Source organism: Salmonella sp. SAL03688, assembly GCF_046551895.1.
Lineage (GTDB): Bacteria > Pseudomonadota > Gammaproteobacteria > Enterobacterales > Enterobacteriaceae > Salmonella > Salmonella enterica.
Genome location: NZ_JBGDVI010000006.1, coordinates 116,223 through 128,567, shown reverse-complemented (window position 1 = coordinate 128,567; position 12,345 = coordinate 116,223). Strand labels below are relative to the sequence as shown.

Annotated in this window: 11 protein-coding genes; 3 read left to right on the top strand and 8 right to left on the bottom strand. The window is 54.4% G+C overall.

All coding sequences use genetic code 11. The annotated features are described in order from the left end of the window. Positions 1 to 5: 5 nt before the first annotated feature. Entirely contained in the window at positions 6 to 1,076 is a 1,071-nt protein-coding gene (dadX, locus tag ACLJR2_RS08425) for a catabolic alanine racemase DadX (protein ID WP_000197909.1), read from the top strand. 61 nt (positions 1,077 to 1,137) lie between these two features. Here the strand turns inward: dadX and ACLJR2_RS08420 are convergent, their stop codons facing one another. Continuing rightward, positions 1,138 to 2,871, bottom strand: coding sequence for a potassium/proton antiporter (locus ACLJR2_RS08420; protein ID WP_000338376.1), 1,734 nt, complete (start codon positions 2,869 to 2,871; stop codon positions 1,138 to 1,140). Between the two features lie 96 nt (positions 2,872 to 2,967). After that, entirely contained in the window at positions 2,968 to 3,882 is a 915-nt protein-coding gene (gene ldcA, locus ACLJR2_RS08415) for a muramoyltetrapeptide carboxypeptidase (RefSeq protein ID WP_000051613.1), read from the bottom strand. 170 nt (positions 3,883 to 4,052) lie between these two features. Here ldcA and emtA point away from each other — a divergent pair, with 170 nt between their 5' ends. Then, positions 4,053 to 4,664: a membrane-bound lytic murein transglycosylase EmtA gene (gene emtA / locus ACLJR2_RS08410; protein ID WP_000776974.1), complete on the top strand. Its 612-nt coding sequence runs from the start codon at positions 4,053 to 4,055 to the stop codon at positions 4,662 to 4,664. A 13-nt stretch (positions 4,665 to 4,677) separates the two neighbouring features. Here emtA and ycgR read toward each other — a convergent pair whose 3' ends face one another. After that, positions 4,678 to 5,412, bottom strand: coding sequence for a flagellar brake protein YcgR (gene ycgR, locus ACLJR2_RS08405; protein WP_000017423.1), 735 nt, complete (start codon positions 5,410 to 5,412; stop codon positions 4,678 to 4,680). 168 nt (positions 5,413 to 5,580) lie between these two features. On the opposite strand from ycgR, the gene ACLJR2_RS08400 reads away from it, so the two are divergent. After that, the gene (locus ACLJR2_RS08400) at positions 5,581 to 5,835 is read left to right on the top strand and encodes a GlsB/YeaQ/YmgE family stress response membrane protein (protein WP_000511323.1); all 255 of its coding nucleotides are present in this window, start codon (positions 5,581 to 5,583) and stop codon (positions 5,833 to 5,835) included. Positions 5,836 to 5,897: 62 nt separating this feature from the next. Here ACLJR2_RS08400 and ACLJR2_RS08395 read toward each other — a convergent pair whose 3' ends face one another. From ACLJR2_RS08395 to appC, 5 genes are all read right to left on the bottom strand, one after another. Beyond that, positions 5,898 to 7,610, bottom strand: coding sequence for an alpha,alpha-trehalase (locus tag ACLJR2_RS08395; protein ID WP_000612830.1), 1,713 nt, complete (start codon positions 7,608 to 7,610; stop codon positions 5,898 to 5,900). A 213-nt stretch (positions 7,611 to 7,823) separates the two neighbouring features. After that, complete coding sequence (locus ACLJR2_RS08390; RefSeq protein WP_001534310.1) at positions 7,824 to 9,098, bottom strand: Glu/Leu/Phe/Val family dehydrogenase; 1,275 nt, start codon at positions 9,096 to 9,098, stop codon at positions 7,824 to 7,826. Between the two features lie 394 nt (positions 9,099 to 9,492). Next, positions 9,493 to 9,582 carry a cytochrome bd-II oxidase subunit CbdX gene (gene cbdX / locus ACLJR2_RS08385; RefSeq protein WP_000270301.1) on the bottom strand — a complete coding sequence of 30 codons (90 nt, stop codon included), beginning with the start codon at positions 9,580 to 9,582 and terminating at the stop codon, positions 9,493 to 9,495. 12 nt (positions 9,583 to 9,594) lie between these two features. Next, entirely contained in the window at positions 9,595 to 10,731 is a 1,137-nt protein-coding gene (gene appB, locus ACLJR2_RS08380) for a cytochrome d ubiquinol oxidase subunit II (RefSeq protein ID WP_000888108.1), read from the bottom strand. An 11-nt stretch (positions 10,732 to 10,742) separates the two neighbouring features. Further along, positions 10,743 to 12,287: a cytochrome bd-II oxidase subunit 1 gene (gene appC / locus ACLJR2_RS08375; RefSeq protein ID WP_000263617.1), complete on the bottom strand. Its 1,545-nt coding sequence runs from the start codon at positions 12,285 to 12,287 to the stop codon at positions 10,743 to 10,745. Positions 12,288 to 12,345: the final 58 nt, after the last annotated feature.

The following is a 12,345-nucleotide window of genomic DNA, read 5'->3' as shown; positions in this document are numbered from 1 at the left end:
GTGAAATGACCCGCCCTATACAGGCCAGCCTTGATTTACAGGTAATGAAACAAAATTTGGCTATTGTGCGCCGGGCGGCCCCAGAGGCGCGCGTCTGGTCGGTAGTGAAAGCCAACGCCTACGGCCACGGTATTGAACGCGTCTGGAGCGCGCTGGGCGCCACAGATGGTTTCGCTATGCTCAACCTTGAAGAGGCGATTACCCTGCGTGAGCGCGGGTGGAAAGGGCCGATATTAATGCTGGAGGGGTTTTTCCATGCGCAAGACCTGGAGGCGTATGACACTTATCGGCTGACCACCTGCATCCACAGTAACTGGCAGTTGAAAGCGCTGCAAAATGCGCGGCTTAACGCGCCGCTGGATATCTATGTCAAAGTCAACAGCGGCATGAACCGACTCGGTTTTCAGCCTGAGCGGGCGCAGACCGTCTGGCAGCAATTGCGGGCAATGCGCAATGTCGGTGAAATGACCCTGATGTCACATTTTGCTCAGGCCGATCATCCGGAAGGTATCGGGGAGGCGATGAGGCGTATTGCGCTGGCGACGGAAGGCCTTCAATGTTCATACTCGTTATCAAATTCGGCAGCGACGCTGTGGCATCCCCAGGCGCATTATGACTGGGTCAGGCCGGGCATTATTTTGTACGGCGCGTCGCCGTCAGGACAATGGCGGGATATTGCCGATACCGGGCTAAAACCCGTGATGACGCTGAGTAGCGAAATTATTGGCGTGCAGACGCTGAGCGCGGGTGAAAGAGTAGGCTATGGCGGAGGGTATTCTGTGACTCAGGAACAACGCATTGGCATCGTCGCGGCGGGTTATGCCGATGGCTATCCACGCCATGCGCCGACCGGGACGCCTGTGCTGGTGGACGGTATCCGTACCAGAACAGTAGGCACCGTTTCAATGGATATGCTGGCGGTGGATTTGACGCCGTGTCCGCAGGCGGGAATCGGCACGCCGGTTGAATTATGGGGCAAAGAAATTAAGGTCGATGATGTCGCCTCTGCGGCAGGCACGCTGGGCTATGAGCTACTGTGCGCCGTAGCGCCGCGCGTGCCGTTTGTGACAACGTAACCTAACTCAGGCTAAGGCGTCGACCGGTCCACCGGGGGCGGGTCGACGTTGTCCGGCGACCTTATTCTGCTTCGTCTTCGGCGACGCGTACCCCAATCTTGCGTACCACGTTATCTTCTTTTTCAGCTACCGTCCAAATCATGCCGCCAAACTCCACCTGATCGCCAACGACCGGCGCAGCACCCAGCAGCTGCTGTATGATTTCACCCAGAGTTTGTTGTTTATCCCGGTATTCCGTTCCTTCTTCCAGCCCGTAGATAAGCGCCACGTCGGCGAATTTCGCATTCGCTTCGAGGATAAAATCGCCAAAGAAACGCTGATCTAACGAAACCGGCGGCGACTGGCTAAACAATTTGCCCAGCGCTGGCAGATCGCGCTCCCGGCCAATCACGCAGAGTACGTCGCCTTCCTGCAGGCGAGTGCTACCCGTGGGGTGAAACAGTTCATTATTGCGAAATAGCGCGGCAATGCGGGTTTCGTTCGGCATATGCAGGTCGCGCAACGCCGCGCCGACGCACCATTTGTCGGCGCTCAACTGATAGATGAATTGCTCCCACGGATTATCAGGATGGATGTCAAGCCCCACGCGCGATACTGGCCAGCCAACCGGAGGCACGACCACTTTGGCTCTTTTCGCCGCCCATGACAGCGATGTTCCCTGCAGGAGCAGCGACACCAGTACCACAAAGAAAGCGACATTAAAGAACAGGCGAGCGTTTTCAAGCCCGGCCATCATCGGGAAAACGGCGAGAATAATCGGCACCGCACCGCGCAGTCCGACCCAACTGATGAAAATGCGCTCCCGAAGATTGAAGCCGCGAAATGGCAGCAGGCCGGTAAACACCGACAGCGGGCGGGCGAAGAAAATCATCCAGATAGAGAGAATAAGCGCAGGGACGGCAATCGGCCACAGATCGGAAGGCGTCACCAGCAGCCCCAGGACCAGGAACATCGCGATCTGCGCCAGCCAGGCCAGTCCGTCAAAGTTTTGCAGGATGCCGTAACGGTTGCGAATCGGGCGGTTTCCTAACAGGAATCCGCACAGATAGACCGCGAGAATGCCGCTGCCTTCAAGCGCGGTCGTCAAGGCAAAAATCAGAATACCGCCGCTGAGCGCCAGCATCGGATACAGGCCGCTGGGCAGAGAAATACGGTTGATCATCTGCTGTAGCAGGTAACCGCCGCCCAGGCCAAAAACAATACCAAGACCGAACTGCTGGATAATATGGACGGCAAACATCCAGTCCAGGCCGGTTTCATGTTTCTGGATCATCTCAATTAATGTAATGGTCAGAAAAACGGCCATCGGGTCGTTACTTCCCGATTCGATCTCCAGCGTGGAGCCTACACGTTCGTTTAGCCCTTTGCCGCCAAGCAGAGAAAAGACCGCTGCGGCGTCAGTGGAACCGACTATCGCGCCGATAAGCAGACCTTCGATAAGATCCAGATGAAACAGCCAGGCGGCCATCATACCTGTTAACCCCGACGTGATCAGTACGCCGAGCGTCGCCAGCGACAGCGCGGGGCCCAGCGCTACCCGGAAAGAGCTGGCCTGGGTGCGCATGCCGCCATCGAGTAAAATAATCGCCAGCGCCAGGTTACTGACCATATAAGCGAAAGGATAATTATCGAAAGGAATACCGCCAATGCCATCCACACCCGCTAACATCCCAATGGCGAGGAAAATGACCAGAATCGGGATACCCAGTCGCGATGAGAATGAACTTAACAGGATACTGCTGGTTACAAGGATGGAACCTAAAATAAATAGACTAATAATTGTTGCAGCATCCAACGTTTTATATCTCCTGACTCACACGACTTCGTATTATTTAACATTAACATAATAACGGCCAGGGCAGCGTTTTACTTAGCCTGTCGGGGACTTTTTTTACAATTGCAGCGTAGGATGTCCAGATAAAGTGAGTTGAGTCCCCTGGCGCGTATTTTTAAGCGTCGCGTTTGCCCCGATAGGGAGCGTTACCGTACGCTGTTCATGCCCGAAGTCGAGACCGGTAATCAGCGGAACGGACAGACGGGAACGTAAAAACGCGTAGACGCTCTCCAGAGAATAGCCGGCGTCATACTCGTTGGGCGCCGCGCCGCTAAAGCTGCCGAGAACGATGGCGCTCTGACGGTTTAGAATTCCGGCGTACTCCAGTTGCAAAAGCATACGCTCCACCCGGAAAGGATGCTCATTGACATCTTCCAGCACTAAAATTCCTTTATCGATAGTCGGCATCCAGGGCGTACCGATAAGGGAAATCAACATCGCCAGATTTCCGCCCCATAAGGTGCCCTGTACGTCGCACTGAGGGCCGTCGCCTTGCCACTCTACGGTAAATTGCGCCTTGCGTAGCGCCAGCCAGAAATGTTGCTCGGTGAACGTATTCAGCGTTTCGGCGCCAAAATTTGCCGCCAGCATAGGACCGCTAAAGGTGATGACATTGGCCTGCGCCAGGAGTCCAGCCTGAATCGCCGTAAAATCGCTATGACCGCAAATCAGTAAGGGATCGCGCTGTTGCCGGGAGGCGAGCGCCTGCCAGTCGATACGATCCAGCAAGCGGCTGGCGCCATAGCCGCCGCGAACCGGCATGACGATCGTATCCGGCGAAGTTAGCGAGGCCAGCGAATTAACATCGGCCAGCCGTTCCGCGTCCGTACCGGCAAAACGCTGATAGCGGCGACGAATCACCTCGTCATTCTCCACCTGATGACCCGCGTCAGTCAGGCGCTGAACGCCGCGTAACGCGGCCTGTTGGTTAATACAGTAGCCCGAGGGGGCGATTAAATGAAACAGAGACATGGTAATTCCTTGCTGACAATAGAATGCAAATGTATATCATGCCGCATATATTAGGCGATGTCCCTCGTTGTGCGACGTTTCTGGATGCGTACCAGGGAGGCAACCTAAGTACCTGGCCGGGGCGGTATGACCTCTTCGGCAGATAAGTTACGGCTATAAGGATAGATGACGTGAAATTAAGATGGTTTGCTTTTTTGGTAGTAATACTGGCTGGCTGTAGCTCAAAACAGGATTACAGGAATCCACCGTGGAATGCCGAAGTGCCTGTAAAGCGTGCGATGCAGTGGATGCCCATCAGTGAAAAAGCCGGGGCGGCATGGGGGGTTGATCCGCATTTAATCACCGCGATTATCGCCATTGAATCCGGCGGCAACCCTAACGCGGTCAGTAAGTCCAATGCGATTGGCCTGATGCAGTTAAAGGCGTCGACCTCCGGGCGCGACGTTTACCGTCGTATGGGCTGGCGTGGCGAACCGACCACCAGCGAGCTGAAAAACCCTGAGCGTAACATCTCAATGGGCGCGGCGTATCTGAGCATTCTGGAAAATGGGCCGCTGGCCGGCATCAAAGATCCGCAGGTGATGCAATATGCGCTGGTCGTCTCTTATGCTAACGGCGCAGGCGCGTTATTGCGTACTTTTTCATCCGACAGGAAGAAGGCGATAGAAAAAATTAACGATCTGGATGCGGACGAGTTTTTTGAGCATGTTGTTGATAATCATCCCGCGCCGCAGGCGCCGCGCTATATCTGGAAGCTTCAGCAGGCGCTGGACGCCATGTAGTTTAGCGTGAAGATTATTCTCGCACTTTATTCGCTCTTTCTCGGGCCTCGCGCTCAAGCGAAAAAATAATCCGCTGCAACTCCCGCTCCACCGCCGGGCTAACGTTAAGGAAACGAAAGCTCAGGCGGGGAGTGGTGATCGTTTCATTTTTCCCATCAATCACCTTACGCTCGCTGATGGCGATAAGCTGGGCGTCAACGTGAAAAATCCCCCATTGCCCCATGTTCAGTTCAACCTGCGAAAAGCGCGCGCCTTCTGTTAGCCCGTCGGGGATGGCGGATTCCAGTAGCGCGCCCATGCCGCCCAGGGAAAGATCAAACAGGCGAAAACGTAACGTACGGGTGTCCGGTAGCGTGGTGACGCCGTAATAAGGCGGATACAGCGGCGCGCCAATGCGAAAATACTCCCGGCGCTGGACAAACCACAGTGACGACGGCAGGGGCGTGATAAAGGCCGGCAGCCGCTGATATTCGCCTGTAACGAGTTGCGGCAACGTGAACTCGACTTTTGCGCCCTGCGTTTCTGCGATAATGGCTACCTGCCCGGCACGTAATACGGCGCTATTTTCGTATTCCTGGCTGCCGTAATCCACGATGAGTTTTTCCGGGTCTACCGCCAAAATTTTACTAATGAATTGACCATGCGCCCATGAAATACGCAGTGGAACCTGATTTTTATTTAAATCCCGTAGCACGCCTAATATCGCTAATGGATTTTTTTTCAGGAACTGCTCATTGTAACCACTCACACGAAATAACCCCTGATACGCAGACTATCGTTGGGTTATCGGCATCGGTAGAAAGAACTTAATAGCGATAAATAAATTTTTATGTCCGCGAGATAAATCAGTGTTCAGAAATGCGACGCTCGACTTTGCCTATACTTAAAACGTTTTTACTGGAAAGAGGGTTCGCAAATGGGAATTATCGCCTGGATTGTTTTTGGTTTGATTGCCGGCGTTATCGCCAAATTGCTTATGCCGGGGCGCGATGGCGGGGGATTTATCCTGACCTGTATTCTCGGTATCGTCGGGGCGGTCGTTGGCGGATGGCTGGCGACGATGTTTGGTATTGGCGGCAGTATCAGCGGCTTTAATCTGCACAGTTTCCTGGTCGCCGTGGTGGGCGCGATCGTGGTGCTGGTGATTTTCCGCCTTCTGCGACGCGGTTAACCGCTGCAAAACGTTTAAGCGTTGACCCGGTCAGCGCCGGGTCAACCTACTATAAACACGCGTTACTGCGTCGCTGCAGACGGCGTTTTTGTCGGCGTTGCGCTTAACGATGCCGGACGAGTAGACGGTACGCTATCGCACGGTTTTTCCTGCGAACAAATCAGATCGAGCATTTTCAGCGTCACGCCGTTGGTCCAGCCAAAGCCGTCCTGAAGGGGATATTCGCCGCCGCCACCGCCGGTTCCGGTACTGCTGACGTCATATTTTTCGACCAGTTTTTTCTCGCGATCGTAGGTGTGCTGCACATTGGTTAAAAAGCGCCAGGTGACTTCCATTGCCACGTCATCCTGCCCATAATTTTGCAATCCTTCGGCAGCGACCCATTGTAACGGCGCCCAGCCATTTGGCGCATCCCACTGCTGTCCGCTTTTAACCGAGGTGGTAGCCAGCCCGCCAGGCTGTAGCAGATGCGCCTGGGCCGCCGCTGCCACTTTCGCGGCGCGATCTTTCGCGGCGGCGTTTACATAGAGCGGGAACAGCGCGGCAGCGGTGAGTTGGTCACGGATTTTATTGTTCTGCAGATCGTAGTCGGCATACCAACCCTCTTTGTTATTCCACAGATGCATTTCAATGGCTTTTTGCCGCGCGTTGGCCAGCGCGTCATATTGCGAGGCTTTGGCCCGATCGCCCGCCGCAGCGCTGGCGCGGGCGAGGGTTTTCTCCAGCTGATACAGCAGAGCGTTAAGATCGACAGGGACAATCGTGGTGGTACGAATGGTACTGAGCTGCTGCGGATTATCCATCCAGCGGGAGCTGAAATCCCAGCCGGAGGCGGCGGCAGAGCGGAGGTCCCGATAGATCTCCGTTGCCGGGCGGTTGGGGTTGCTTTTGGCGGTAGCGATATCTTCAACCCAGGATTCAGGGCGGGGCGTATCCCGATCGTCCCAGTAGCGGTTGAGAACGCTACCGTCTTCCAGTTTGACGACGCGTTGGTTTTGTTGCCCTGGCTGCAATGTCTCAACGCCCTCCATCCAGTAGGCGTACTCTTTTTGCAGTTGCGGCAGGTATTCTTTCAGCGCATCGTCACCTTCATGTTGCGCCAGTAACTCAACCATAAACGCAAAGAAAGGCGGCTGCGAACGACTCAGGTAGTAGGTACGGTTGCCGTTAGGAATATGCCCCCAGGCGTCAATTTCGTAACCAAAGTTCGCCACCATATCCGCCACTTTATCCCAGTGCCCGCTTTCCGCCAGCCCCAGCATCGTAAAATAGCTGTCCCAGTAGTAAATCTCTCTGAATCGCCCACCCGGCACGACATAGGATTCAGGCAACGGCAAGAGCGAGTCCCACTTTTCGACGTTTTTAGTTGAACGGGTCAGCACCGGCCACAGGCCATCAATATGTTCACGCAATGACTGCCCGGCAGGTGGGACATATTTTTCACCCGCTTTCGGCAGGGTGAAGTTAACATCAACAAAATGACGCAAATCGAAGCCGGACTGGTTCCGCTGCATACGATAATCCGCAAGAATCATGAGCGGATCGCTATTAGGTATGGCGTCAGCAAAGGTTTTCTGGTCGGGGAAGAGTTTTGCATTCTGGACATCATTAAAGAGCGGGCCAAGCAAAATATCCGGCGGCTGCGGAGTTTCAGTGTCGGAAGACGGGTCTGCGGCAGTCGCCGAAAACGATGCAAACGTCAGCAGCGTCCCTGCCAGCGCCAGTTTTATGGCTTTCTGCAGTAGAACAGAACGGCGAATCTCTGGGGGTATCATCAAGTTATCTCCTTAGCGGTGAGCCAAAGCCAACGGCATTTACCATGACAAAACCTTAGTCTACGATGACCAGATACGCGTGATTGAACCGCTATTTTGCGAACAAACAGACATTTTATTGAGACAGAATTTATCGGCGCGCGCGTGGAAAACGGGGGATACAGACAAAAAATCCACGCCGGGACGTGGATTTTAGCGCAATAACTTGTAGCCTTAACCCGGATAGATACCGCGATCTTTACGGGCCAACAGAATGCGCTCACAGGCGACAATATAGGCTGCGGTGCGCAGAGAACAGGATTTCTCAGCCGCTTTCTCCCAGACATGGACGATAGCGTCGGTCATGATTTTGTCCATGCGCGCGTTGATCTCTTCTTCGCTCCAGAAGAAGCTGGCCATATCTTGTACCCATTCGAAGTAGCTGACGGTTACGCCGCCTGCGTTACAGACCACGTCAGGCACCACAAGGATACCACGGCTGGCCAGAACATCATCAGCATCCGGATAGGTCGGGCCGTTAGCCCCTTCCAGCACCAGCTTACACGTCAGGGCTTCCGCGCGCTGACGAGTTATCTGGCCTTCAAGCGCCGCCGGGATCAGAATATCCATCTCCAGACGCCAGAACGCATCGCTGGCGATAGTTTCCGCGCCCGGGAAACCGGCTATCTGTTTGTGTTCTGTCTGCCATGCCGTGAGCGCCTTCATGTCAATACCGGTGGCGTTAAACAGCGTCGCGGTATGATCCTGAATCGCCACGACACGGGCGCCAGCGCCGGCAAACAGACGCGCGGCTTCGCTGCCGACGTTACCAAAACCCTGAACCGCAACGCGAGCGCCTTCAACGGCGATATTCGCCCGACGCGCGGCTTCCAGCCCGCTGACGAAAACGCCGCGTCCCGTCGCTTTTTCACGGCCCAGCGAACCGCCAAGATGGATAGGCTTACCGGTGACGATGCCAGTGACCGTCGTGCCATGATTCATGGAATACGTATCCATCATCCAGGCCATCACTTTACCGTTGGTGCCGACATCCGGCGCAGGAATATCTTTCTGCGGCCCGATGATAATGCCGATCTCGCTGGTATAGCGGCGGGTCAAACGCTCCAGTTCACCTTCCGACAGCGAGAACGGATCGACGCGGATGCCGCCTTTGGCGCCGCCGTATGGCAGGTTCAGCGCGGCACATTTGATGGTCATCCATGCTGACAGGGCCATCACTTCATTGAGATCAACGTCAGGATGGTAGCGAACACCGCCTTTACCCGGACCTCGGGAGAGGTTGTGCTGCACGCGATATCCTTCGAAATGACGAATAGTGCCATCATCCATTTGTACCGGAATATCGACGATCAGAGCGCGTTTTGGGTGGCGCAGAGTATCCACCCAGGGGGATAACTCGCCCAGATAAGGGGCCACACGCTCGATTTGTTGCAGGTAGGTATTCCAGGCAGATGTGCTGCTATCTGAAGCGTAAGATAACTTATCCATGATAAACCTTAGTGATAAAAGTAATATGTTCTTTAATTGACCGTGGTACATAGTAGATCACACCATGTAGCGATAAATTTAACACTTTTTTAAACAATTAACTCAGATCAAAAATGGCAGGCAGTTGGATTTTCGTTATGATTTTGGATGGGAAGTGGTTAACTATCCGCTATAAGAGGTGATATATTGCTAATTATGCAATTAATTGCTTAAATATGCGAAATATGTGCAAGGCGGCTATTTGTCATAATTATGACGCACCTCTAAAAGTAAACGTTATGATAACGACATGTATCAATGTTATGTCGTCCTGTCGGCGGGGAAACGTCTTCGCCAGGCGCGTAAAAAGATAAAAATAACCGGAGTCAGACGGCGCTGGCCCCGGTTTACCTCTTTATTGTTGACGCGACTCAAGCCATACCAGCGCCAGTGTCGACAGTGAGCACATCAGCAGAATGCCGACAAACCACAGTAAATACCACATCGCTTCCGCTCCCTAATAAAGTTCATGATCGTTGCGGCGGAGGGTCTCCAGGTTGATACGCCCCAACATTTTGTAATAGCTCCATAGCGTATAGAGCAGTACGATCGGCAGAAAAATCAGCACAATCACCAGCATGATTTCGAGCGTCATCTGGCTGGAGGTGCTGTCCCACACCGTCAGGCTGGAGAGAGGACTAACACTCGACGGCATCACAAAAGGAAATAGCGTTATTCCGGCGGTAAAGATGACGCAGGCCTGGGTCAGGGAAGCGAACAGAAATCCACGAATAGTCTGACCGCGAAGGCAGGCATAGAAAGCCAGAATCGGCAGGATCATACCGAGCAACGGGATGATGAGCAGTAGCGGCGAGCCTATAAAGTGGTTCATCCATGCGCCAGGGAGTATCGCCACGCCTTTTAAGAGTGGGTTGGAAGGACCATTGGCATCCTGCGTGAGTAAGACAAAGCCATCAACGCCGGCCCACAGCCAGTAACCGGCCAGCAGGAAGCAGATCACGATCAGCAGCGCGCTGTGGCGGGTGGCCGACAGAGCCCGTTGACGAATAACGCCCTCCGTTTTCAACTGTAACCAGACGCCTCCTTGCATAATCACCAACGACAGACTCAATAATCCACACAGTAGGGCAAAGGGCGAGAGTAACTGCCAAAAGGTGCCAAAATAGTCAACATGAAGCTGCGGCGTGAAGGCAAACGGCACGCCTAAAAACAGGTTGCCGAACGCGATACCGAATACGACTGGGGGAACCAGGCTGCCAATAACCAGACCGGTATCCCACAGCGCGCGCCAGCGGGCATTGGCGATTTTTCCCCGATAATCAAAGGCCAGCGGGCGAAAGAAGAGGGCACACAGCACCAGGATCATCGCCACATAAAAACCGGAAAACGCGGCGGCATAGACCCGTGGCCAGGCGGCGAATAATGCCCCGCCCGCGAGAATCAACCATACCTGGTTTCCTTCCCAGTGGGCGCCCACGCTATTGATCAACACCCGGCGTTCGTCATCGTTGCGCGCTATCAGCGGGAGCAGGCAACCGACACCCATATCAAACCCGTCAGTTACCATAAATGCCACCAGGATGACGCCGATCAGCAGCCACCAAATGAACCGCAACGTTTCATAATCCAACATGATTGTCTCCTTTATCCCTGTTGTTGCGCTTGTTGTTGATGTTGCATGGCGCTCGGCCCAAGACGCGCGTACTTCTGCATCAGATAGACTTCCGCGATTAAAAACAGGGTGTAAAGTCCGAGGATAAGCCCCATTGAGAAGGCCAACTGGCCCGGCGTCAGCGCGGAGTGAGCGTACCAGGTCGGCAGAATGTCCTGAATCGCCCAGGGCTGACGGCCAAACTCCGTCATAAACCAACCGGCTTCAATGGCAATCCACGGTAACGGCAGGCTCCACAGCGTCATACGCAATACCCAGCGATGCTGGTCGATACGCATTCGCAGCGTCTGTATCAACGCAATCAACATCACCACTAACAGCAGCGAACCGCAGCCGACCATAATACGGAAACTCCAGAACACCGGCGCCACCTGAGGAATAGCGCCACGCTGGGCCGCACGATACTGCTCCGGCGTCACATGGTTCATATCCGGGGCATATTTCGCCAGCAGAATGCCGTACCCCAGATCGCCCTCAACGGCGTGAAACGCATTCAGTACCTGCGGCGAGCGATTGCCTTGCGCTATCTCCTGCATGAGTAGCCAGGCCTCCCGGCCACGCTTCAGGCGCGGCAGAGCGTCGTCCATCAGGTTTTTTAACCCCGGAACCGGCGTATCCAGCGAATGGGTGGCCAGAATACCCAGCAGAGCAGGGATCTTCACGGCAAATGCATTACGCTCCTGTTCCTGCTGCGGCCAGGCAATCAGATGAAACGGCGCGGGCGCGGGTTCGGTTTGCCATTCGCCTTCCATCGCCGCCAGTTTCACCGGCTGAATTCGGGCGACTTCGTAGGCCGAACTGTCCCCCAGTTGCAGGGTTCCCAGAATGGCCAGGGTGCCGAATACTGAGCCGATAGCAAACGAGCGCAAGGCCACCTCACGCTCGCGGCCACGTAGCAGATACCAGGCGCTGATGGACATAATAAACATGGCGCCGGTGACATAACCGGACATGACGGTATGGACGAATTTCACCTGGCTCACCGGGTTAAAGACCAGATCGCTGAAGCTGCTCATTTCCATCCGTAACGTATCGATGTTGAAATGAGCGCCGGTAGGATACTGCATCCAGCCATTGGCATTCAGAATCCATAATGCTGAAATATTGGAGCCGAAGGCCACCAGCCAGGTGACCAGCAGGTGTTGGTATTTATTCAGCCGCTGCCAGCCGAAAAAGAACAGACCGACAAAAGTGGATTCGAGAAAAAAGGCCAGTAACGCTTCCATCGCCAGCGGCGCGCCGAAAATATCGCCCACATAGTTGGAATAGAGCGACCAGTTAGTCCCGAACTGAAACTCCATGGTCAGGCCGGTAGCCACACCGAGAGCAAAATTGATCCCGAAGAGCTTGCCCCAGAAACGCGTCATATCGCGGTAGACGGTTTTCCCCGTCACCACATAGATCGTCTCCATGACGGCCAGCAAAAAAATCAGCCCAAGCGTAAGAGGAACAAATAAAAAGTGATACAGCGCGGTCAGCGCAAACTGCCAGCGCGATAAGTCAATGACATCCCACATGCTAACTCCTGTAGGCAGAAAGAGAGTAAAAAGCTAATCAGTACCGGACACCGGTGAC